Here is a 19,653-nt window from a genome sequence, read left to right as displayed (position 1 = left end):
TGGGGCAGTGCCCGAAGGAGCGCGCATGGACGAAAAGCGGCTGTTGGAGGTGAAAGACCTCAAGGTCCACTTCTTCACCGACGACGGGGTGGTGAAGGCGGTGGACGGGGTTTCCTTCCACGTGGACAAAGGGGAGACCCTGGCGGTGGTAGGGGAGTCGGGCTCCGGGAAGAGCGTGACCTCCTTGGCCATCATGCGCCTGATTCCCACGCCCCCTGGGCGGATTGTGGGGGGGGAGGTGCTTTTCCGCGGGAAGGACGGGCAGGTGCGGGACCTGACCAAGCTCTCCGAGGCGGAGATGCGGCGGATCCGGGGGAACGACATCGCCATGATCTTCCAGGAGCCCATGACCTCCCTGAACCCGGTGTACACGGTGGGGGACCAGATCGCCGAGGCCATCATGCTCCACCAGGGGAAAAGCCGCAAGGAGGCCATGGAGCTCGCCGCCCACATGCTGGAGCTCGTGGGGATTCCCGAGCCCAAGAAGCGGCTTGGCAACTACCCGCACCAGATGTCGGGGGGGATGCGGCAGCGGGTGATGATCGCCATGGCGCTTTCCTGCAACCCCTCGCTCCTCATCGCTGACGAGCCCACCACGGCCTTGGACGTCACCATCCAGGCGCAGATCCTGGAGCTGATGAAGAAGCTCCAGGAGGAGATCGGGATGAGCATCCTCTTCATCACCCACAACCTGGGGGTGGTGGCGGAGATGGCGGACCGGGTGGTGGTGATGTACGCGGGCCGGGCGGTGGAGCAGGCGGACGTGGTGCCCCTCTTTAAGGACCCCCTGCACCCCTACACCCGGGGGCTTTTGCACTCCGTCCCCCGGCTGGACCTGGCGGCGGAGCACAAGGAGCGGTTGGAGGCCATCCCGGGGAACGTGCCGAACCCCTTGTACCTGCCCTCTGGGTGCGCCTTCCACCCGCGGTGCAAGCACTACGTGGAGGGGCTTTGCGACCGGGAGGTGCCTCCTTTGGAGGACACCGGGGACGGGCGGCAGGTGCGGTGCGTGCGCTGGCGGGAGATCCGGGAGGTTAGGGCATGAACGGGAACCATACCCTCCTGGAGATCCGGGACCTCAAGAAGCACTTCCCCATCCGGGGCGGGGTGCTTTCCCGGGTGGTGGCGAGCGTGAAGGCGGTGGACGGGGTGTCCTTCGCCATAAGGAGGGGGGAGGTTTTGGGCCTGGTGGGGGAGTCGGGGAGCGGCAAGACCACGGTGGGCCGCACCCTGCTCCGGCTGATTGAGCCCACGGGGGGGCGGATTCTCTTTGACGGGCAGGACATCACGGAGCTTCCCAAGAACGCCCTAAGGCCCTTCCGGCGCCGGATGCAGATCATCTTCCAGGACCCCTTCAGCTCCTTGAACCCGAGGATGACCGTGGGGGACATCATCGCCGAGCCCCTCATCATCCACGGGATTGGCAAGACCCCCCAGGAGCGCACGGAGCGGGTGGCGGAGCTTTTGAAGCTCGTGGGGCTTTCCCCGGACCACATGCGGCGCTATCCCCACGAGTTCTCCGGGGGGCAGAGGCAGCGGATCGGGATCGCCCGGGCGCTGGCGGTGGCTCCGGACTTCATCGTGGCGGACGAGCCGGTTTCCGCCCTGGACGTGTCCATCCAGGCCCAGGTGGTGAACCTCCTGCAGGACCTGAAGGAGGAGCTTGGCCTCACCCTGCTCTTCATCGCCCACGACCTGGCGGTGGTGGAGTACATCTCCGACCGGGTGGCGGTGATGTACCTGGGGAAGGTGATGGAGCTCGCCCCCGCCCGGGAGCTTTACCGTAACCCCAAGCACCCCTACACGGAGGCCCTGCTTTCGGCGGTGCCCATCCCCGACCCCACGGTGAAGCGGGAGCGGATCGTGCTGGAGGGGGACATTCCCTCGCCCATCAACCCGCCCTCGGGGTGCGTCTTCCGCACGCGGTGCCGCTACGCCCTGCCCGAGTGCGCCCAGGTGGTGCCCGAGCTCAAGGAGGTGGCCCCGGGCCACTACAAGGCCTGCATCCGGGACGACATCCTCTAGAGCCACCCCATCCCGGCTACCCCGGGATGGGGGCCCCGGTAGGCCTGGGTCCTTTCGCCGTATACTGGCCCCATGCTGGTAAGGGACGTGATGAAAAGCCCCGTCCTCACCGTGGGGCCGGAGGTGACCCTCGAGGACGCCTACAAGCTCCTCCTGGAAAAGGGCATCCGCCACCTTCCCGTGGTGGCGGAAGGGAGGCTCGTGGGCATCATTACCGACCGGGACATCCGCCTGGCCACGAGCCACCTGAACCCCAAGGGGCCTTGCCCCGGGTGCACGCGGGTGGAGGAGGTGATGACCCGAGAGGTGGTCACCGCCCACCCCTTAGACCCCGTGGAGGAGGCGGCCCGGGTGATGCGGGAGCGGAAGATCGGGTGCCTGCCCGTCCTCGAGGACGAGGCCCTGGTGGGCATCGTCACGGGGATTGACCTCCTGGACGCCCTCCTCAGGCTCACCGGGGTCACGGAGCCCTCGGGCCGCCTGGAGGTGCGCCTGCCGGACCGAGTGGGGGAGCTTGCCCGCCTCACGGGGTTTCTGGCGGGGCGGGGGGTGAACATCCACTCCCTCCTCTCCTACCCGGAGGAGGGGGAGTTCGTGCGGGCGGTGGTGCGGGTGAACACCCTGGAGACCCACCCCCTGGCGGAGGCCCTCCGCCGGGAGGGGTTTGACGTCCTCTGGCCCCCCAAAAAGCCATGGTGATCTACCGGGAGGAGTACCGCCTCTACAACTTCGGGCCCGACCATCCCTTCAGCCCCGTCCGCCTGGAGATGCTCACCTCCCTCCTCCAGGCCCTCGGGGTGTGGCGGGCGCCCCTTAGCCCCCCTGAGGCCTCGAGGGAGGAGGTGCTTTGGGTCCACTCCGAGCGCCTGGTGAAGCGGGTGGAGGCGGCAAGCCGGGGGGAGCTTTCCCCCGACCTGGAGCACTACGGCCTGGGCACGGGGGATACCCCCGTCTTCCCCGGCATGGACCGGGCGGCCCGGGTCCTGGTGGGGGGGACCCTGGAGGGGGCGAGAAGGATTTTGGCCGGGGAGAGGCGGGTCTTGCAGCTGGGCGGGGGCCTCCACCACGCCCAGTACGACCGGGCCTCGGGGTTTTGCGTCTACAACGACCTCTCCGTGGCCATCCGCCACATGACCCGGGCCGGGCTCCGCGTGGCCTACGTGGACATTGACGTCCACCACGGGGACGGGGTGCAGTGGATCCACTACGAGGAGGGGGAGGTCCTCACCCTAAGCCTCCACGAGTCGGGCCGCTACCTCTTTCCCGGCACAGGGCACGTCTACGAGATCGGCCGGGGGGCGGGGACGGGGAAGAAGCTCAACCTCCCCCTGGAGCCCTTCACCGAGGACGAGAGCTACCTCGAGGTCTTCCAGGCCCTGGTGCCCTGGGCCCTAAAGGCCTTCCGCCCCGACGTCCTCGTGGTCCAGGCGGGGGCGGACGCCCACTACCTGGACCCCCTGGCCGACCTCCTCCTCACCACCCGGGCCTACGAGAGGCTTTTCCGCCTCCTCCTGGAGTACGCCGAGGCCTACGCCGGAGGGAGGGTCCTCTTCACCCTAGGGGGCGGGTACAGCCTGGACGCGGCGGTCAGGGTCTGGGCCCTCCTCTACCACGTCTTCCACGGCCTTCCCCTGCCCGAGCGCCTTCCCGAGGGGTGGCTTAGCACCTGGGAAGCGCGGCTTAGCAAACCCCTCACCCCCACCCTCCACGACCCCCTTGGGGCCTACCCCGAGATCCCCAGGCGGGAGGAGATAGAGAAGCGGAACCGCCTCACGTTGCAGAGGCTCACGGAGCTCGTGGCCCCCCACCTGCTACACTAGCGGGGTGAGGGTCGTTCTGCGCCTGCCCGAGCGCAAGGAGGTGGAGGTCAGGGGAAATAGGCCCCTCCGGGAGGTTCTGGAGGAGCTCGGCCTGAACCCGGAGACCGTGGTGGCGGTGCGGGGCGAGGAGCTCCTCACCCTGGACGAGCGGGTGGGGGAGGAGGACACGGTGGAGGTCCTCTCCGCCATCTCCGGAGGCTAGCGTGGTTTGCAAGGTCTGCGGCGCCAAGGCCCAGGTGGAGATGAAGTCCCGGGGGCTCGCCCTCTGCCGGGAGCACTACCTGGACTGGTTCGTGAAGGAGACGGACAGGGCCATCCGCCGCCACCGGATGCTCCTCCCCGGGGAAAGGGTTCTGGTGGCGGTCTCGGGGGGGAAGGACTCCCTGGCCCTTTGGGACGTGCTAAGCCGCCTGGGCTACCAGGCCGTGGGGCTCCACATTGAGCTTGGCATCGGGGAGTACTCCAGGAAAAGCCTCGAGGCCACCCAGGCCTTCGCCCGGGAAAGGGGCCTGGAGCTTCTGGTGGTGGACCTGAAGGAGGCCTACGGCTTCGGGGTCCCCGAGCTCGCCGGGCTTTCCGGGCGGGTGGCCTGCTCCGCCTGCGGGCTTTCCAAGCGCTACATCCTCAACCAGGTGGCGGTGGAGGAGGGCTTCCGGGTGGTGGCCACAGGGCACAACCTGGACGACGAGGCCGCCGTCCTCTTCGGGAACCTCCTGAATCCCCAGGAGGAAACCCTTTCCCGCCAGGGGCCCGTCCTGCCGGAAAAGCCCGGCCTCGCCGCCCGGGTCAAGCCCTTCTACCGCTTTAGCGAAAGGGAGGTCCTCTCCTACACCCTCCTCCGGGGCATCCGCTACCTCCACGAGGAGTGCCCGAACGCCAAGGGGGCGAAGAGCCTCCTCTACAAGGAGGCCCTGAACCTGGTGGAGAAGGAGATGCCCGGGGCCAAGCTCCGCTTCCTCGAGGGCTTCCTGGAGAAGATCAAGCCCCGCCTGGACACGGGGGAGGAGGTGGCCCTGAGGGAGTGCGAGCGGTGCGGCTACCCCACCACGGGGGCGGTGTGCGCCTTCTGCCGCATGTGGGACGCCGTCTACCGCCGGGCCAAGAAGCGGAAGCTCCTGCCGGAGGAGGCCCGCTTCCGGCCCCGGGTGGAGCCCCTCCGTGCCGGTTAAGCCCGGGGTGTGCCGCCACCACAAGGGGGGGCTCTACCGGGTCCTCTTCCTGGCCCGCCCCTCGGAGACGGGGGAACCCCTCGCGGTCTACGGGGAGCGGGGGTTTGGGGTGCGGCCCCTTTCCCTCTGGCTCGCCAAGGCGGTGGTGGAGGGGCGGGAGGTTCCCCGTTTCCAGCCTCTGGAAGAGCTTCCAGGCCCAGGTGTAGACTGAGGCCATGTGGTGGAAAGAGGCGGTCATCTACCAGGTCTACCCCCGGAGCTTCCAGGACACGAACGGGGACGGGGTGGGGGACCTCGAGGGGGTGCGCAGGCGGCTTCCCTACCTCAAGTCCTTGGGGGTGGATGCCCTCTGGCTTTCCCCCTTCTACAAAAGCCCCATGAAGGACTTCGGTTACGACGTGGCCGACTACTGCGACGTGGACCCCATCTTCGGGACCCTTCAGGACTTTGACCGGCTCCTAGAGGAGGCCCACGCCCTAGGGCTTAGGGTCCTCGTGGACCTGGTGCCGAACCACACCTCAAGCGAGCACCCCTGGTTCTTGGAGTCCCGGGCCTCCCGGAATAGCCCCAAGCGGGACTGGTACGTCTGGAAAGACCCCGCCCCGGGAGGGGGCCCCCCCAACAACTGGCAGAGCTTCTTCGGCGGCCCCGCCTGGACCCTGGACGAGGCCACGGGCCAGTACTACCTCCACCAGTTCCTCCCCGAGCAGCCCGACCTCAACTGGCGAAACCCCGAGGTGCGGGAGGCCATGTACGAGGTGATGCGCTTCTGGCTCAGGCGCGGGGTGGACGGCTTCCGGGTGGACGTCCTCTGGCTCCTCGCCGAGGACCTTCTCCTTCGGGATGAGCCCGGAAACCCCGACTGGCGCCCGGGCATGTGGGACCGGGGCCGCCACCTCCACGTCTTCACCGAGGACCAGCCGGAGACCTACGCCTACGTGCGGGAGATGCGCCAGGTCCTGGACGAGTTCTCCGAGCCCGGGCGGGAGCGGGTGATGGTGGGGGAGATCTACCTTCCCTACCCCCAGCTCGTGCGCTACTACCAGGCCGGGTGCCACCTGCCCTTCAACTTCCACCTCATCTTCCGGGGGCTTTCCGACTGGAGGCCCGAGAACCTGGCCCGCATCGTGGAGGAGTACGAGAGCCTCCTCACCCGCTGGGACTGGCCCAACTGGGTCCTGGGCAACCACGACCAGCCCCGCCTGGCCTCCCGCCTGGGGGAGGCCCAGGCCCGGGTCGCGGCCACCCTCCTTTTCACCTTGAGGGGCACCCCCACCTGGTACTACGGGGACGAGATCGGGATGAAGAACGGGGAGATCCCCCCGGAGAGGGTGCAAGACCCCGCCGCCCTCCGCCAGAAGGACCGCCTGGGGGAGCACAACCTGCCCCCGGGCCGGGACCCCGAGCGGACCCCCATGCAGTGGGACGACACCCCCTTCGCGGGCTTTTCCACCGTGGAGCCCTGGCTTCCCGTGAACCCCGACTACAAGACGCGGAACGTGGCCGCCCAGGAGCAAGACCCCCGCTCCATGCTCCACCTGGTGCGCCGCCTCATCGCCCTGCGGAAGGACCCCGGGCTTCTTTACGGGGCCTACCGCACCTACCGGGCGAGGGAGGGGGTCTACGCCTACCTCCGGGGGGAGGGGTGGCTTGTGGCCTTGAACCTCACGGAAAAGGAGAAGGTCCTGGAGCTTCCGCGCGGGGGGAGGGTGGTCCTTTCCACCCACCTGGACCGGGAGGAAAGGGTGGGGGAAAGGCTTCTCTTGCGCCCGGACGAGGGCGTGGTGGTGCGGCTAGACTAGGGGCGTGGACCCCTTCGCCTCCTTGGCCGAGGCCTACGAGGCCTGGTACGAGACCCCCTTGGGGGCCTACGTCATCGCCGAGGAGGAGAGGGCCCTAAAGGGGCTCCTTCCCCCGGGGGAGAGCCTCCTCGAGGTGGGCGCGGGGACCGGGTACTGGCTTAGGCGCCTTCCCTATCCCCAAAAGGTGGGGGTGGAGCCCTCCGAGGCCATGCTCGCCGTGGGGAAGAGGCGGGCCCCCGAGGCCACCTGGGTGCGGGCTTGGGGCGAGGCCCTGCCCTTTCCCGACGGGAGCTTTGACGTGGTCCTCCTCTTCACCGCCCTGGAGTTCGTGGAGGACGTGGGGCGGGTCCTCCTCGAGGCCCGGCGCGTCCTCCGTCCGGGCGGGGCCCTCGTGGTGGGGGTCCTCGAGGCCCTCTCCCCGTGGGCCGCCCTCTACCGCAGGCTTGGGGAAAAGGGCGTCCTCCCCTGGACCCAGGCCCGCTTCCTCGCCCGGGAGGACCTGAAGGCCCTCCTGGGGCCTCCTGAGGCGGAAGGGGAAGCGGTGTTTCTCGCCCCCGAGGCCCATCCCCCCTACGAGGAGGCGGACCAGGCGGGAAGGCGCGCGGGGAACCGCCCCGCCCTATACTTGGGGAGATGGCGGTGAAGGCCCTTTTCGCCCTTTACCCTCTCCTCCAGGGGGACTACAGGGCGGTGGAGAAAGCCCTCCTGGCCCTGGAGGAAAGCGGGGCGAGCTACCGCGTCTTCCCCACCCACTCGGAGGTTTCCGGGGAGGAGGAGGAGGTCTTCCTCACCCTGCAAAGGGCCTTCCAGAAGGCGGCGGAGGAGGGGGCGTTGGTGATGTGGGCCCTCCTTACCAACGCCTGCGAGGCAGGGGACCCCTTCCGCAAGGAGGAAAGGCTTAAGCGCTTTCCTCCGGGGGAGATCGCTAGGAAGGCCCTGGAGGGCCTGAAGGCGAAAAGCGTCTTGGACATCGGCACCGGCACCGGGGTCTTCGCCGAGGCCTTCGCCGCCTTGGGCCTCTTCGTCGTGGGCCTGGACCCCAGGGCGGACCGCCTGGAGGTGGCCCGGGCCAAGGTGAAGGGGGCCCGGTTCGTGGAGGGGCGGGCCGAGGCCCTGCCCTTCCCCGACGGGAGCTTTGACCTCGCCTTCTTCGGCCTCGCCCTCCACCACCTGGACCCCGTTCCCGCCCTCCGGGAGGCCTCCCGGGTGGCCCGGCGCGTGGCCGTCTTGGAGTGGCCTTACCGGGAGGAGGAGGTGGGGCCGCTCCTGGGGCGGAGGTTCTCCTTGGAGGCCCTGGAAGGCCTCTTCCGGGAGGCTTTGGGAAGCCCGCCCCGCTTCTTTGTGGCGGAAGGCTACGTCCTCGCCCTTTGGGACAAGGGATAGCGCGGAAACCCCCAGACTGGCGCAAGCCAGCCTGGAATGAAACAAGGCCCCTTTCGGGGCCCCTTGGTGCCGGGGGCGGGACTCGAACCCGCACGTCCTTGCGGACAGCAGATTTTGAGTCTGCCGCGTCTACCGGTTCCGCCACCCCGGCGGACGCACCCTAAGGATAAGGCCAAGGAGGAAGATGGTCAACGCCAGGCCCACCGCCCAGTCCCCGAAGCGGGCGTAAGGGGTGAGGCCCGTCCTTAAGGCGTAAGGGGCGAGGAGGAAGCCCTCTTGGTGGGGCGGGATTTCCGCCACCACCCGGCCGAAGGGGTCAACGCTTGCGGTGATCCCGTCGTTCCCGGCCCTGAGGAGCCACCGCCCCGTCTCCACCGCCCTTAGGCGTCCCAGGGCGAAGTGCTGTCTGCCCCCGAAGGAGGGGCCGAACCAGGCGTCGTTGGTGAGGAGGACGAGGACCCTGGCCCCTTCCCGCGCCAGGCCCCGGGCCACGGAGGGAAAGACGGACTCGTAGCAGATGAGGACGCCGTAGGGCCCGATGGGGGCCACCTTCTCGCCAGGGGTGCGGTCTTGGAGGTCCCCAAGCCCCATGGCCCGGAAGAAGAAGGCGTAGACCCCTCCCAGGGCCTCCCGGAAGGGAAAGCGCTCCCCGAAGGGGACGAGGCGGGTCTTGTCGTAGTGGCCGAGGACCCTGCCTTCCCGGTAGAGCACCGCCCGGTTGGGGCCGAGGAGGTTGAGGCCGGTGAGGAGGGGGCGGCCTTGGAGGAGGGCCTCCGTCTCCTGGGGGATCCGCCAGACCGCGGTCTCGGGCCAGACCACGAGGTCCGCCTCGGGGTGGGCCCGAAGCCCCGCCTCGGTGAGCCTTAGGTAGACCGCCTCGTCCAGCTCCCCCTGGAACTTCCTTAAGGGGTTGATGTTCCCCTGGACCAAAAGGGCCTTGCCCTCGGGGTGCGCCTCGGGGAGGGGAAGGAGCCAGAGGAGGGCCCAAAGGAGGAGGACCCATGGCCGCCTCGCCCGAAGGCCATAGGCCACGAGGAGGACCAGGAGGGAGAGGAAGTAGACCCCGCCCCAGGCGGCCAGCACCCTCCCCGGGGCCTCCACCAGGGCATAGCCCAGAAACCCCCAGGGGAAGGCGAGTTCTCCTTGCTCCGTGAGCCACTCCAGGAGAACCCACCCCCCGAGGCGCATGGGGGCGTTGGGGGTGAGGGCGAAGAGGAGGCCGAAGGAGAGGGCCTTGACGAGGACGAGGGGCAAAAAGGGCACCGCCCCCCAGGGCCCGAAGTTCTGGGCGAAGCTTTGGGGAAGCCAGACCAGGTGGAGCCCCCAGAACCCGAGGCCCGCCCAGAACCCCTCCCGGAAGCCCCCCTTGAGGAGGAAGGCGAGGACGAAGGGGGCGAGGAAGCCCAGGGGAAAGGGGGGGAGGGTGAGGGCGAGGAGGAGGCCCAAGACCAAGGCCCGCACCCTTCCACCATAAGGGCTTGGCGGGCCTTTTTCACCGGGTTTTGGCGGCGGAGGTGGGAGAATGGGGCCATGCGCCTTGGGGTCCTCTCGGACATCCACGCCAACCTCCCCGCCCTCGAGGCCGCCCTGGAGGCCCTACGGGCCGAGGGGGTGGACGAGGTCCTGGTCCTCGGGGACCTGGTGGGCTACGGGCCCCACCCTAGGCAGGTGATCCACCGGATCTGGAAGGAAGGGCTTCCCGCCATCGCCGGGGCCTGGGACCTAAGGGTCGCCTACCCCTTCCCCGAGCCCCTGCCCGAGGGGGTGGGCAAGGCCACCCTGGAGTGGACCCGGGCGCAGCTCGGGGAGAAGGAGCTCGCCTACCTCCGCAGCCTCAGGCTTTCCCACCGCAAGTCCTACGGGGGGAGGCGCCTCGTGGCCTTCCACGGGAAGCCGGGGGACCCCGAGGGGCGGATGGACCTTCTGGGCCCCACGCGGGACCTCGCTTTCTTTCTGGAGCGGTACGGGGCGGAGGCCTTGCTCCTCGGGGGAAGCCACCTTCCCCTGGCGCGGCGGGTGGGGAAGGGGCTTGTCGCCGACCCGGGGAGCGTGGGCCTAAGCCTCACCGGGGAGCACGGGGCGGACGCCATGGTGCTGGACACAGAGACCCTCGAGGCCCGCTTCCTTAAAGTGGCCTACGACCTAGGCCCCCTCCTCTTTGACCTCCGGGCCTGGGGGCTTCCCCCCATCTTGGAGAAGGTCTACCGCACCGGGCGCTTCCCCCAGCAGGGCTAACGCCTCGGCCCGCACCCTAGGCTCGGGATCCTGCAAAAACCCCTCCACCCCCCTCCCGGCCCGGAAGAGGGCGTGGAGGGCGGTGCGCCGCACCAGGGGGCTCGGGTCCTTGGCCGCCTCCAGGGAGAGGGCCTCCCCCAGGCCCAGGTTGAAGAGGACGATGAGGGCGTTCCGGGCCAGGCGGGGCTTTCCCGCCCGCAGGAAGGCGGTGCCCGCGTACTTCCTCCCGAAGGCCCGCCCCGAGAGGCGGAAGAAGTCCAGAAGGTCCGGGTGGGCGAGCTCGGGCTCGGGCCTTAAGGCCTTCCAGACTTTGCCGAACCTCTCCCAGGGGCAGGCCTCCCCGCAGAGGTCGCAGCCGAAAAGCCACTCCCCAATCCCCGGCCAGAGGGAGGGGGGAATAAAGCCCTTGTGCTCAATGGTCAGGTAGCTCACGCACCGCCTGGCGTCCAGGGTGCCGTCCCCGAGGAGGGCCTCCGTGGGGCAGGCCATAAGGCAGCGGGCGCAGCGGCCGCAACGGCTAGGGTAGAGGGGGGCGGGCTCCACCTCCAGGGAGGTGAGGAGGACGCCGATAAAGGCGTGGACCCCGAAGGCCTGGGAGAGGAAGTAGCCGCTTTTCCCGATCCAGCCCGCCCCGGAGAGGGCGGCGAGGGTGCGCTCGGGCAGGGGCCCGTGGTCCACGTAGCCCTTGGCCTCGAGGCCGAGGCCCCTCGCCACCTCCTCCAGGGCCTTCAGCGCCTCCCCCAGGACCAGGTGGTAGTCCCGCGTCCAGGCGTAGCGGGCGACCCGGCCCACCCGGAGGCCCCCTGGGGGGGTCCCGGGGTCGGGGTAGGCGTAGGGGGCAAAGAGGAGGAGGGCGCTTTTTGCCCAGGGGAAGCGCCTTCTAGGGTGGAAGCGCTCCGGGGACTCCAGGTAGGCCATCCCCCCGTGGCGGCCCGCCTCCAGCCAGGCCCGGTGGCGGGCCTCGGCCTTTGGGGGCAGGTCCAGGGGGGCCCAGGCGAAGAGGAGGCCGAGCGCCCGCGCCCGTTCCTCCAGGAGGTCCTTCACCACAGGGTCTCCACGCCGAAGGTGTGGAAGGCGCGGTCGGTGGTGAGGAGGACGAGGCCTTCCACCAGGCTCTGGGCGGCCAGGATGCGGTCAAAGGGGTCCCGGTGCTCCCCGGGAAGCCTTCCCGCCAGGAGGGCGTGGGTAAGCCTTATGGGAAGTTCCTCGGCCCCCAGGCGGGAGAGGTGGCCTTCCAGGCCCTCCAAGACCGCCTCGGCGCCGGAAAGCTTCCCGAGGCGGTGCTTGGTGGCCATCTCCCAGGCGCTGGCCGAGGAGACGAGAAGGGGGGTGTCGGGGTCCTCCAAAAGGGACCGGACCCTGGGGCTCAGCCGCTCGGGTTCCGTGAGGGCCCAGATGAGGACGTGGGTGTCTAGGAGGTAGCGCCTTCCCACAGGGCGAGCTCCTCCTCGGGAAGGGGTTCAAAGAAGCTCTCGGGTAGCCTCCCCGGGACAAACCCCAGGGGGCGCTTCCCCTTGCGGTAGGGGACGAGCCTGGCCACAGGGGTTTTGCCCCTCAGGATCACCACCTCCTCCCCCTCCTCCACGGCCTTCAGGAGGCGGGAGAGGTGGGTCTTGGCCTGGTGCACGGTGAAGGCCTTCACGGACTTAGCTTAGCGAGCTTAGCTAACAAAGCGCAAGGGGTATAATCCCCCACATGGAGGCCTTAAGGATCGCCCTCTTGGGGGGCGGCACCGTGGGGAGCGCCTTCTACAACCTCGTGTTGGAGCGGGCGGAAGAGCTTTCCGCTTTCGGGGTCGTCCCCCGCTTCCTGGGCGTCTTGGTGCGGGACCCGAAGAAGCCCAGGGCCATCCCCCAGGAACTCCTTCGCGCCGAGCCCTTTGACCTCCTGGAGGCCGACTTGGTGGTGGAGGCCATGGGGGGGGTGGAGGCCCCCCTTAGGCTCGTCCTCCCCGCCCTCGAGGCCGGCATCCCCCTCATCACCGCCAACAAGGCCCTCCTCGCCGAGGCCTGGGAGTCCTTAAGGCCCTTCGCCGAGGAAGGGCTCATCTACTGCGAGGCAAGCGTCATGGCGGGCACCCCCGCCCTCTCCTTCCTGGAGACCCTGAGGGGAAGCGAGCCCTTGGAGCTCCACGGCCTCCTGAACGGCACCACCCTCTACATCCTCCAGGAGATGGAGAAAGGCCGGACCTACGCCGAGGCTTTGGCCGAGGCCCAGCGCCTGGGCTACGCCGAGGCCGACCCCACCTTGGACGTGGAGGGGATAGACGCCGCCCACAAGCTCACCCTCCTCGCCCGGCTCCTCGTGGACCCCGGCTTCCCCTTCGCCGAGGTGGAGGCCCAAGGCATCGCCCGCCTCACCCCAAAGGCCCTACGGGAGGCCGAGGCCCGGGGGGAGAGGGTGCGCCTCGTGGCGAGCCTCTTCGGGGAAGGGGGGAGGTGGCGGGCGGTGGTGGCCCCAAGGCGCCTTCCCCAGGACCACCCCTTGGCGAGGGCCCGGGGCAACGCCCTCTGGGTCAGGGCCAGGCCTTTGGGGGAGGCCTTCGTCACGGGGCCCGGGGCGGGGGGCGGGGCCACGGCGAGCGGGCTTTTCGCCGACCTCCTCCGCTTCCTCTCCGGGGCCCCGGGGCACCTCCCCGTCCCCCGGGCAAGGCCCCCTTTGGAGGAGGGAAGCCCCTGGCCGGGGGTAGAATGAGGGCGTGCCCCTTCTGGACCTCCTGCGCCCCGTGAGCGATGAGGAGCTCCGCCTCCTTTCCGAGAGCAACCCGGGCTGGCAGTTTGAGCGCCTGGCCGACGGGAGGCTGGCCGTGTCCCCCACGGGCGGGGAAAGCGGGCGGATCAGCGCCGCCGTCCTTGGCCAGCTTTACCGCTGGAACGAGGCGCGGGGCCTGGGGGTGGTCTTTGACGCCTCCACGGGGTTCAAACTCCCCGACGGCTCGGTCCTCGCTCCGGACGCCGCTTTCCTCCTGGGCGAGAGGTGGCAGGCCCTCTCCCAAGAGGCGCGGGAAGGGTTTCCTCCCCTGGCCCCGGACGCGGTGTTTGAGGTGCGCTCCAGAAGCCAGGGCCTCGAGGAGCTCCGGCAGAAGGCGCCCTGGTATCTGGCGAACGGGGTGCGCCTCGTGGTCCTCCTGGACCCTTACCTCCACCGGGTGGAGGTCTTCCGCCCAGGAGGGGTGGAGGGCCACCAGGGGCCGGAACGGGTGCCCTTAGACCCCGAGCTTCCCGGCTTCGTCCTGGAGACCCGGGGCCTTTTCCTCCCTTGACGGCGAGGCCTTAAGGCCGGAGCATGGGGCCATGCGGCTTCCCCTCATGGAGCGCTACCGGGACCTCCTCCCGGTCTCGGAGAAGACGCCGGTCGTAAGCCTCCTGGAGGGTTCCACCCCCCTCATCCCCCTGAAGGGCCCGGAGGAGGCGCGGAGGAAGGGCATCCAGCTTTTCGCCAAGTACGAGGGCTTAAACCCCACGGGAAGCTTCAAGGACCGGGGGATGACCCTGGCCGTCTCCAAGGCGGTGGAAGGGGGGGCGAAGGCGGTGGCCTGCGCGAGCACCGGGAACACCGCGGCCTCCGCCGCCGCCTACGCCGCAAGGGCCGGGATTTTGGCCATCGTGGTCCTCCCCGCGGGGTACGTGGCCTTGGGCAAGGTGGCCCAGAGCCTGGTGCACGGGGCGAGGATCGTCCAGGTGGAGGGGAACTTTGACGACGCCCTCCGCCTCACCCAAAAGCTCACGGAGGCCTACCCCGTGGCCCTGGTGAACTCCGTGAACCCCCACCGCCTGGAGGGCCAGAAGACCCTGGCCTTTGAGGTGGTGGACGAGCTCGGGGACGCCCCTCACTATCACGCCCTCCCCGTGGGGAACGCGGGGAACATCACCGCCCACTGGATGGGCTACAAGGAGTACTTCGCCTTGGGGAAGGCCAAAAGGCTTCCCAAGATGCTCGGCTTCCAGGCGGCGGGGGCGGCCCCCTTGGTCCTGGGCCGCCCGGTGGAGCGCCCCGAGACCCTGGCCACCGCCATCCGCATCGGCAACCCGGCGAGCTGGCAAGGGGCCATCCGGGCCAAGGAGGAGTCGGGGGGGGTCATAGAGGCGGTGACGGACGAGGAGATCCTCTTCGCCTACCGCTATCTGGCCCGGGAGGAAGGCATCTTCTGCGAGCCCGCGAGCGCCGCCGCCATGGCCGGGGTCTTCAAGCTGTTGCGGGAGGGGAGGCTTGAGCCGGAGAGCACCGTGGTCCTCACCCTCACGGGCCACGGCCTCAAGGACCCGGCCACCGCCGAGAGGGTGGCCGAGCTTCCCCCGCCCGTGCCCGCCCGCCTCGAGGCGGTGGCCGCGGCCGCGGGGCTTTTGTGATAGCCTTGGGGCATGGCCGAGCGCGCCCGCAAGAAAGTCCCCGAGCCCTTTCCCGGGGCCTACTACCTGGCCGGGGCCATCACCATCGCCCTCATGCTCCTCTTCCTGGCCTTGGGGGCGAGCCTCCCCCCTGGGGTGGCGGGGTTTTTGGTGGCCTTCGTCCTGGGCCTCACCGTGAGCCCCAGGTACGTGCCCTTCTTCCTCCTGGCCGGGGTCTTCTCGGCGATCATGGGCTTTTTGGGGCGGGAGCCCCAGGTGGCCTGGGGGGGCGTGGCCCTCGTCCTCTCCCAGCTCCTGGTGGCCCGTTTCGTGAAGGCGTGATGGACCCCAACCGCCTGGCCCAGGCCCTTTCCCTCTTGGGGGTGGCGGGGTACGTGTACTTCCTCTGGTTCCGCCCGAACCAGGAGGGCATCGCCCTGGCCTTGGGCCTGGCCTTGGGAGGGGCGGGCTTGGCCTACGGCGAGAGGCCCTTCCCCGTGCCCCTCTTTCTCGGGCTTTTGGCCCTGTACCTCCTCCTGCAGGTCCTCTTCGGCTACCCCCTCCACGCCCTTTTGGGCGGGGCCTTGGGCCTCGGGCTTCCCTATTTGGCCTACCGCCTGCGGAAGCCCGCCAGGTAGAGGAGGGCCCCGAGGAGGAGGCCTTCCCCCATGGCGGGGAGGTAAAGCAGGGCTTCCCTCAGGTCCAGGCGCAGGTAGAGGAGGAGGGGCCAGGGGGTGAGGGCCCAGGCGAGGCCCGGCCTCCCGTAGCCCGCCGCCAGGAAGAAGCCCGCCCCCAGGCCCCGCAGGTAGGCGAGCCACCCCGAGCCCCACTCGTTCTCGTAGACGAACCAGAGGAGGTTGAGCCACACCCCCAGGGCCCAGAGGGGAAGCCGCCTTTCCAGCCGAAGGGCGAGGGCCAAGAGGAGGGGGAAGGCCAGGGCCTCAAGCACGGGCACCCTCCGGGCTTTGGGCCTCGAGGTAGGCCACCAGGACCTCCAGGGCCTTTTCCACCGCCTCGTCCAGGTCCTCCCCGGGGATGACGGGGATCCCTTCCTCCTGGGCCAGGAGGAGGAGGTGCTCCTGGATGAGGCGGATCTCGGGGAAGTGCTTTAGGTATTTCTCCTGGGGGCGGGCGTGGCCCGTCTCCCGGTCGCGCAGGAGGAAGCGGTCCCGGTGGAGCTTCTCGTCGTGGAGGACCACCAGCATGGGCACGGTGAGGACCTTCCCCCGGTGGGGGTGGTCCAGGTAACGGGGCACCACGTGGACCCCCTCCAGGACGATGGAGGTGCCCTCCAGGGCGCTCCGCTCCTGGATGGCCCGGAGGCCCACCGCCACCCGGGCCACCTGGTCCAAAAACCCCTGCAGGACCCGGGCCTCGTGGCTTTCCTCCCGGGGGAGGCCTGGGGTGAGGGCCTTCCAGGCCTCAAAGGTGGAGAGGTGGAGGGTGGGGAGGAGGTCCTGGGAGAGGCTCGCCCGGAAGACCTCCCGCACGGCGTCCGAGGGGACGATGTGGGTGATGCCCAGCCTGTAGGCCAGGGCCGAGGCCAGGACGCTTTTCCCCACCCCCGTGACCCCCCCGATGAGGATGTGCACGGGCCGGGCGCTCCGCCTGAGGCTCCTCAGGAGGAGGTAGCGGCGGGCCGCTTCCTCCCCCACCTCCTTGAGGAGGGCCTGGTACACCCGTTCCCGGAGCTCCGTGCGCCCCACCACCCGCCGCCCCTCCTGGCGCAGGGCCCGCTCCATCTCCCGGGCCAGGCGGTAGGCCTGCTCCGGGGAGAGGCCGATGCCCATGAGGGACTGGGCCAGGATGCCTTTGGAAAAGGGCATGCGGGGCTCGCCCCCCTCCTCCTCCACGAAGAGCTCCCCGGCGAAGGCCTGGCGCTTGAGGTAGCGCTCCCCCGCCCCCTTCCCCTTGGCCCGGGCCACCTCCTCGGCCACGAGCTCCTCCAGGCGGCGGGCGGAGATCCTCTTCACCCCCATCTCCCTCAGGCGGCGCTCCACCGCCTTGGCCAGGGCGTGGGCCTCCTTTAAGGGAAAGCCCGCTTCCTCGAGGCTTTGGGCGAGGAGGCCTTTGGAAAAGGGCCTCTGGCGCTTGCCCCTCAGGACGAGGATCTCCTCAAAGGGAAGGGTCTGCCGGGAGAGCCTTTCCGCCACCTCCGGGCCCAATGCCCCCGCCACCTCCTCCAGGAAGACCTGCCGCAAGGCCTTGGGCCCCACCTCCTTGCGCCCTTCCTCCTTGAGGCGCTCTTCCACGGTGTGGGCCACGGCCTGGGCGGCCTCGAGGGGCACCCCTAGGGGCAGAAGGGCCTCCACCAGAAGGCCCTTGGAAAGGGGCCAGCGGCCCCGCTTGAGGCGCACGAAGACCTCGCCCATTGCCTGGCATCATAGCATTTTCCCCTGAGGAAGGGCTTTCCTTGACAGGGTTTGCGCGGGCGTGCTACCATAGCTTACGGCTTGGCGCCGTAGCCAAGTGGTAAGGCAGAGGTCTGCAAAACCTCCATTCGCCGGTTCGAATCCGGCCGGCGCCTCCAAAGGCAAGGGCGCGTAGCTCAGGTGGCCAGAGCACTACCTTGACACGGTAGGGGTCGGTGGTTCAAGTCCACTCGCGCCCACCACAAGGCCCCGGGAACCCCCCGGGGCCTCGCCTTTACCTTTCTGCCCGCATCTCGCCCGCCTCCGCCTGGAAGCCCAGGGCCTTGTGGCTGCCGTCGCAGAAGGGCTTCTTTTGGGAAGCCCCGCAACGGCAAAGGGCCAGGTTACCCTTGGGCAGGGGGAGCTCCTCCCCGTTGAACCGGACCTTGGCCCCCGGAGGGGGCTCCACCACGTAGGGCCCGTTTTCCCGAAAGCGGATGCGCATGGCCCCATGATAGTAGACTGGAGCCATGCGCTGCCCGCAAAACGGGAGGGAAGGCCTGGAGGTGCCCCTCAAGACCGTGAAGAACTTCCTGGTGGGCAAGGCCCTGGCCCGCCTGGACCCCCAAAGCCCCCACTACCTCTGCCAAGACCCCGGCTGCCCCGTGGTCTACTACGGGGCCGAAGGGGTCTACCTCCTGGAGGAGGTGCGCTTTCCCGTCTACGACAAGGGGGCCTCCCTCGTCTGCTACTGCTTTGACTGGACCCGGGAGTCCCTGCGGGAGGCCCTCGCCCGGGGTCTGGACCCCGTGGCCCAGGTGGAGGAGGGGGTGAGGGCCAAGCGGTGCGCCTGCGACCAGCGGAACCCCCGGGGGCGCTGCTGCCTCTCCACCTTGAAGGCGGAGGTGGCGGGGCTTGCGTCCGCTTGAAGAGGCCTTCCGGGAGCGCCTTTCCCGCCTCGCCCCCCAGGACCCCTTGGTCCTCGCCGTCTCGGGGGGAGGGGACTCCGTGGCCCTGGCCCACCTGGTGAAGCGGGTGGGCCGGTGGGGGGTGGTGGCCCATCTGGACCACGGCCTCCGCCCCGAAAGCCCCGAGGACCTGGCCTTCGTTCGGGCCTTGGCCGAGCGGCTGGGCTTCCCTTTCGTGGGCGAGCGGGTGGAGGTGGCCAAGGTGGCCGAGGCGAGGGGGGAGAACCTCGAGGCCCTGGCCCGGGAGATCCGCTACGCCTTTTTGCACCGGGTGGCCAAGGAGCGGGGGGCCAAGGCCATCCTCACCGCCCACACCCTGGACGACCAGGCGGAGACCGTTCTCCTCAAGCTCCTCCAGGGCACGGCCCGGGGCCTCGGCGTCCGGGAAAAGGAGGGGCTCGTGGTCCGCCCCCTCCTTCCCTTCCCCCGGGAGGCGCTGAGGGACTACCTCCTGACCCTGGGGGAGGCCTGGCGGGAGGACCCCACGAACCAGGACCTCTCCCTGGACCGGAACTACCTGCGCCTCATGGTTTTTCCCCTCCTCCTTAGGCGCTTTCCCCGGGCCCGGGAGGCCTTTTACCGCTTCGCCCGGGCGCGGGAGGCCGAGGAGGGCTTTCTGGAGCGGGAGGCCCAAGCCCGCCTCCTCCCCGACCCTCGCTTCTTCGTCCCCGCCTACCGGGTGGCCCCTCTCCTCCACGCTCCCGAGGCCCTGCGCCGGAGGGCCTTGCGCCGGGTGCTGGAGGCCTTGGACCTCCGCCCCGAGGAGCGGCTTGTCCTCCTTCTGGAGGAGGCCTTGCGGGGGAAGGCGGGCACCCTTCCCGGGGGGCACACCGCCCGCAGGCAGGGGGGGGCCCTTTTCCTCATCCCCCCCGCCCCCAAGGTGCCCCTGCCCCCAGGCTTCCGCCGGGCGAGGCCCGGGGACTACCTGGAGAGGCCCTTTGGCCGCAAGCGCCTGGTGGAGTTCCTGGCGGAGAAGGGGGTGCCCAAGGAGCTCAGGCCCCTCTGGCCCGTGCGGGGGGAGGGCCAAAGGGTAGAGGAGGTCTACGGCCTCTACCCCCCGCCTCCCGAAGAGCGCTGGATGGGCCTCGCCCTGGAGGAGGCGAGGAAGGCCTTCGGGGAGGGGGAGGTGCCCGTGGGGGCGGTCCTTGTGGTGGGGGAGCGGGTCTACACCGCCCACAACCGGGTGGAGGCCTCGGGGGACCCCACGGCCCACGCGGAGGCCCTCCTCCTGCGCCAGGCGGGCAAGGAGGCCCGGGGGGGGCGGGTCTACGTGACCCTCGAGCCCTGCCGCATGTGCCACCATGCCCTCCTCGAGGCCGGGGTGGAGGTGGTCTACGGGACGGAGAACCTCAAGGAAGGGGCCCTCACCCGCTTCGGCGACGGCCGGAGGATGAAGGGTGGCGTGCGGGAAGGGGAGTGTGCTAAGCTCTTAAGGGACTTCTTTGCCCGGCGCAGGGAGGGGTGCCGGAGCGGTTGAACGGGCCGGTCTCGAAAACCGGTAGGCCCCGCAAGGGGCCTCGCGGGTTCGAATCCCGCCCCCTCCGCCAGAAGGCGGCCCTTGGGCCGCCCCTT

25 protein-coding genes and 4 tRNA genes are annotated in these 19,653 nt (G+C 69.7%); 21 read left to right on the top strand and 8 right to left on the bottom strand.

Annotated elements, in window-relative coordinates; translation table 11 throughout:
- Positions 1 to 25: 25 nt before the first annotated feature.
- The 10 genes from BLP62_RS03860 to BLP62_RS03815 all read left to right on the top strand — a co-directional run bounded on the left by BLP62_RS03860 (position 26) and on the right by BLP62_RS03815 (position 8,199).
- Positions 26 to 1,045, top strand: coding sequence for an ABC transporter ATP-binding protein (locus BLP62_RS03860; RefSeq protein ID WP_093006034.1), 1,020 nt, complete (start codon positions 26 to 28; stop codon positions 1,043 to 1,045).
- Entirely contained in the window at positions 1,042 to 2,025 is a 984-nt protein-coding gene (locus BLP62_RS03855) for an ABC transporter ATP-binding protein (protein WP_093006032.1), read from the top strand. Before BLP62_RS03860 ends, BLP62_RS03855 begins: the two co-directional genes overlap by 4 nt.
- A 72-nt stretch (positions 2,026 to 2,097) precedes the next feature.
- On the top strand, positions 2,098 to 2,724 hold the full coding sequence (locus BLP62_RS03850) for an acetoin utilization AcuB family protein (protein WP_093006030.1): 627 nt from the start codon (positions 2,098 to 2,100) through the stop codon (positions 2,722 to 2,724).
- Positions 2,718 to 3,845, top strand: coding sequence for an acetoin utilization protein AcuC (locus BLP62_RS03845; protein ID WP_093006028.1), 1,128 nt, complete (start codon positions 2,718 to 2,720; stop codon positions 3,843 to 3,845). Before BLP62_RS03850 ends, BLP62_RS03845 begins: the two co-directional genes overlap by 7 nt.
- A 4-nt stretch (positions 3,846 to 3,849) precedes the next feature.
- The gene (gene ttuB / locus BLP62_RS03840) at positions 3,850 to 4,047 is read left to right on the top strand and encodes a sulfur carrier protein TtuB (RefSeq protein ID WP_093006026.1); all 198 of its coding nucleotides are present in this window, start codon (positions 3,850 to 3,852) and stop codon (positions 4,045 to 4,047) included.
- A gap of 1 nt (position 4,048) precedes the next feature.
- A complete protein-coding gene (gene ttuA, locus BLP62_RS03835; protein WP_093006024.1) occupies positions 4,049 to 5,014 on the top strand; it encodes a tRNA-5-methyluridine(54) 2-sulfurtransferase in 966 nt (321 codons plus the stop codon).
- Positions 5,004 to 5,225 carry a DUF1653 domain-containing protein gene (locus tag BLP62_RS03830; protein ID WP_093006022.1) on the top strand — a complete coding sequence of 74 codons (222 nt, stop codon included), beginning with the start codon at positions 5,004 to 5,006 and terminating at the stop codon, positions 5,223 to 5,225. The genes ttuA and BLP62_RS03830 overlap by 11 nt, the downstream gene beginning before the upstream one ends.
- Positions 5,226 to 5,229: 4 nt before the next feature.
- The gene (locus BLP62_RS03825) at positions 5,230 to 6,816 is read left to right on the top strand and encodes an alpha-amylase family glycosyl hydrolase (protein WP_093006020.1); all 1,587 of its coding nucleotides are present in this window, start codon (positions 5,230 to 5,232) and stop codon (positions 6,814 to 6,816) included.
- A 4-nt stretch (positions 6,817 to 6,820) separates the two neighbouring features.
- On the top strand, positions 6,821 to 7,459 hold the full coding sequence (locus BLP62_RS03820; RefSeq protein WP_093006018.1) for a class I SAM-dependent methyltransferase: 639 nt from the start codon (positions 6,821 to 6,823) through the stop codon (positions 7,457 to 7,459).
- Positions 7,450 to 8,199 (top strand): class I SAM-dependent methyltransferase, encoded by a 750-nt coding sequence (locus BLP62_RS03815; RefSeq protein WP_093006016.1) that lies wholly within the window; start codon positions 7,450 to 7,452, stop codon positions 8,197 to 8,199. The genes BLP62_RS03820 and BLP62_RS03815 overlap by 10 nt, the downstream gene beginning before the upstream one ends.
- A gap of 64 nt (positions 8,200 to 8,263) precedes the next feature.
- Here BLP62_RS03815 and BLP62_RS03810 read toward each other — a convergent pair.
- Together BLP62_RS03810 and lnt are read right to left on the bottom strand one after the other, a co-directional pair.
- Positions 8,264 to 8,350, bottom strand: a tRNA-Leu gene (locus BLP62_RS03810).
- On the bottom strand, positions 8,329 to 9,660 hold the full coding sequence (lnt, locus tag BLP62_RS03805) for an apolipoprotein N-acyltransferase (RefSeq protein ID WP_176758131.1): 1,332 nt from the start codon (positions 9,658 to 9,660) through the stop codon (positions 8,329 to 8,331). The genes BLP62_RS03810 and lnt overlap by 22 nt, the downstream gene beginning before the upstream one ends.
- A 69-nt stretch (positions 9,661 to 9,729) precedes the next feature.
- Here lnt and BLP62_RS03800 point away from each other — a divergent pair, with 69 nt between their 5' ends.
- Positions 9,730 to 10,434: a metallophosphoesterase family protein gene (locus BLP62_RS03800; protein WP_093006069.1), complete on the top strand. Its 705-nt coding sequence runs from the start codon at positions 9,730 to 9,732 to the stop codon at positions 10,432 to 10,434.
- On the opposite strand, the gene queG is transcribed toward BLP62_RS03800, so the two are convergent.
- The 3 genes from queG to BLP62_RS03785 are packed head-to-tail and all read right to left on the bottom strand — an operon-like array spanning position 10,342 to position 12,076.
- A complete protein-coding gene (gene queG / locus BLP62_RS03795) occupies positions 10,342 to 11,481 on the bottom strand; it encodes a tRNA epoxyqueuosine(34) reductase QueG (protein WP_093006012.1) in 1,140 nt (379 codons plus the stop codon). The genes BLP62_RS03800 and queG overlap by 93 nt on opposite strands.
- Positions 11,475 to 11,867: a type II toxin-antitoxin system VapC family toxin gene (locus tag BLP62_RS03790; RefSeq protein ID WP_093006010.1), complete on the bottom strand. Its 393-nt coding sequence runs from the start codon at positions 11,865 to 11,867 to the stop codon at positions 11,475 to 11,477. The genes queG and BLP62_RS03790 overlap by 7 nt, the downstream gene beginning before the upstream one ends.
- Positions 11,846 to 12,076, bottom strand: coding sequence for a type II toxin-antitoxin system Phd/YefM family antitoxin (locus BLP62_RS03785; protein WP_008631765.1), 231 nt, complete (start codon positions 12,074 to 12,076; stop codon positions 11,846 to 11,848). The genes BLP62_RS03790 and BLP62_RS03785 overlap by 22 nt, the downstream gene beginning before the upstream one ends.
- A gap of 53 nt (positions 12,077 to 12,129) precedes the next feature.
- Here BLP62_RS03785 and BLP62_RS03780 point away from each other — a divergent pair, with 53 nt between their 5' ends.
- Genes BLP62_RS03780 through BLP62_RS03760 form a run of 5 tightly spaced genes read left to right on the top strand, consistent with a single transcriptional unit; the run spans position 12,130 to position 15,400 of the window.
- On the top strand, positions 12,130 to 13,128 hold the full coding sequence (locus BLP62_RS03780) for a homoserine dehydrogenase (RefSeq protein WP_093006008.1): 999 nt from the start codon (positions 12,130 to 12,132) through the stop codon (positions 13,126 to 13,128).
- A 4-nt stretch (positions 13,129 to 13,132) separates the two neighbouring features.
- Positions 13,133 to 13,696, top strand: a complete 564-nt coding sequence (locus BLP62_RS03775) for a Uma2 family endonuclease (RefSeq protein WP_093006006.1) — start codon at positions 13,133 to 13,135, stop codon at positions 13,694 to 13,696.
- 31 nt (positions 13,697 to 13,727) lie between these two features.
- Entirely contained in the window at positions 13,728 to 14,783 is a 1,056-nt protein-coding gene (thrC, locus tag BLP62_RS03770; protein ID WP_093006004.1) for a threonine synthase, read from the top strand.
- Between the two features lie 12 nt (positions 14,784 to 14,795).
- Positions 14,796 to 15,104, top strand: coding sequence for a hypothetical protein (locus tag BLP62_RS03765; RefSeq protein ID WP_093006002.1), 309 nt, complete (start codon positions 14,796 to 14,798; stop codon positions 15,102 to 15,104).
- Positions 15,104 to 15,400, top strand: a complete 297-nt coding sequence (locus tag BLP62_RS03760; protein ID WP_093006000.1) for a hypothetical protein — start codon at positions 15,104 to 15,106, stop codon at positions 15,398 to 15,400. The genes BLP62_RS03765 and BLP62_RS03760 overlap by 1 nt, the downstream gene beginning before the upstream one ends.
- Here BLP62_RS03760 and BLP62_RS03755 read toward each other — a convergent pair.
- Entirely contained in the window at positions 15,373 to 15,711 is a 339-nt protein-coding gene (locus BLP62_RS03755) for a hypothetical protein (protein ID WP_093005998.1), read from the bottom strand. The two genes, BLP62_RS03760 and BLP62_RS03755, sit on opposite strands and share 28 nt — an antisense overlap.
- On the bottom strand, positions 15,704 to 17,134 hold the full coding sequence (locus BLP62_RS03750) for an ATP cone domain-containing protein (protein ID WP_093005996.1): 1,431 nt from the start codon (positions 17,132 to 17,134) through the stop codon (positions 15,704 to 15,706). Before BLP62_RS03750 ends, BLP62_RS03755 begins: the two co-directional genes overlap by 8 nt.
- A gap of 83 nt (positions 17,135 to 17,217) precedes the next feature.
- Between BLP62_RS03750 and BLP62_RS03745 the strand changes: the two genes are divergently transcribed.
- A tRNA-Cys gene (locus BLP62_RS03745) sits at positions 17,218 to 17,292 on the top strand.
- A gap of 7 nt (positions 17,293 to 17,299) precedes the next feature.
- A tRNA-Val gene (locus BLP62_RS03740) sits at positions 17,300 to 17,376 on the top strand.
- 32 nt (positions 17,377 to 17,408) lie between these two features.
- Here BLP62_RS03740 and BLP62_RS03735 read toward each other — a convergent pair.
- Complete coding sequence (locus BLP62_RS03735) at positions 17,409 to 17,618, bottom strand: CDGSH iron-sulfur domain-containing protein (protein ID WP_093005994.1); 210 nt, start codon at positions 17,616 to 17,618, stop codon at positions 17,409 to 17,411.
- 25 nt (positions 17,619 to 17,643) lie between these two features.
- On the opposite strand from BLP62_RS03735, the gene BLP62_RS03730 reads away from it, so the two are divergent.
- The 3 genes from BLP62_RS03730 (at position 17,644) to BLP62_RS03720 (ending at position 19,628) form a co-directional block, all read left to right on the top strand.
- Complete coding sequence (locus BLP62_RS03730; RefSeq protein ID WP_093005992.1) at positions 17,644 to 18,042, top strand: copper chaperone Copz family protein; 399 nt, start codon at positions 17,644 to 17,646, stop codon at positions 18,040 to 18,042.
- On the top strand, positions 18,029 to 19,558 hold the full coding sequence (tilS, locus tag BLP62_RS03725) for a tRNA lysidine(34) synthetase TilS (RefSeq protein ID WP_093005990.1): 1,530 nt from the start codon (positions 18,029 to 18,031) through the stop codon (positions 19,556 to 19,558). Before BLP62_RS03730 ends, tilS begins: the two co-directional genes overlap by 14 nt.
- A tRNA-Ser gene (locus BLP62_RS03720) sits at positions 19,537 to 19,628 on the top strand. Before tilS ends, BLP62_RS03720 begins: the two co-directional genes overlap by 22 nt.
- Positions 19,629 to 19,653 lie beyond the last annotated feature (25 nt).

Origin of the sequence: Thermus arciformis, assembly GCF_900102145.1 — a bacterium.
Taxonomy (GTDB): Bacteria; Deinococcota; Deinococci; order Deinococcales; family Thermaceae; genus Thermus; species Thermus arciformis.
This window is presented reverse-complemented; position numbering and strand designations above follow the sequence as displayed.

What these genes read in the sequence shown, in the direction of transcription:
- BLP62_RS03860 (WP_093006034.1), top strand. Translation starts at nt 26, where the DNA reads ATGGACGAAAAGCGGCTGTTGGAGGTGAAAGACCTCAAGGTCCACTTC.
- BLP62_RS03855 (WP_093006032.1), top strand. Translation starts at nt 1,042, where the DNA reads ATGAACGGGAACCATACCCTCCTGGAGATCCGGGACCTCAAGAAGCAC.
- BLP62_RS03850 (WP_093006030.1), top strand. Translation starts at nt 2,098, where the DNA reads ATGCTGGTAAGGGACGTGATGAAAAGCCCCGTCCTCACCGTGGGGCCG.
- BLP62_RS03845 (WP_093006028.1), top strand. Translation starts at nt 2,718, where the DNA reads ATGGTGATCTACCGGGAGGAGTACCGCCTCTACAACTTCGGGCCCGAC.
- BLP62_RS03825 (WP_093006020.1), top strand. Translation starts at nt 5,230, where the DNA reads ATGTGGTGGAAAGAGGCGGTCATCTACCAGGTCTACCCCCGGAGCTTC.
- BLP62_RS03815 (WP_093006016.1), top strand. Translation starts at nt 7,450, where the DNA reads ATGGCGGTGAAGGCCCTTTTCGCCCTTTACCCTCTCCTCCAGGGGGAC.
- BLP62_RS03800 (WP_093006069.1), top strand. Translation starts at nt 9,730, where the DNA reads ATGCGCCTTGGGGTCCTCTCGGACATCCACGCCAACCTCCCCGCCCTC.
- BLP62_RS03780 (WP_093006008.1), top strand. Translation starts at nt 12,130, where the DNA reads ATGGAGGCCTTAAGGATCGCCCTCTTGGGGGGCGGCACCGTGGGGAGC.
- thrC (WP_093006004.1), top strand. Translation starts at nt 13,728, where the DNA reads ATGCGGCTTCCCCTCATGGAGCGCTACCGGGACCTCCTCCCGGTCTCG.
- BLP62_RS03765 (WP_093006002.1), top strand. Translation starts at nt 14,796, where the DNA reads ATGGCCGAGCGCGCCCGCAAGAAAGTCCCCGAGCCCTTTCCCGGGGCC.
- BLP62_RS03760 (WP_093006000.1), top strand. Translation starts at nt 15,104, where the DNA reads ATGGACCCCAACCGCCTGGCCCAGGCCCTTTCCCTCTTGGGGGTGGCG.
- BLP62_RS03750 (WP_093005996.1), bottom strand. Translation starts at nt 17,134, where the DNA reads ATGGGCGAGGTCTTCGTGCGCCTCAAGCGGGGCCGCTGGCCCCTTTCC.
- BLP62_RS03735 (WP_093005994.1), bottom strand. Translation starts at nt 17,618, where the DNA reads ATGCGCATCCGCTTTCGGGAAAACGGGCCCTACGTGGTGGAGCCCCCT.
- BLP62_RS03730 (WP_093005992.1), top strand. Translation starts at nt 17,644, where the DNA reads ATGCGCTGCCCGCAAAACGGGAGGGAAGGCCTGGAGGTGCCCCTCAAG.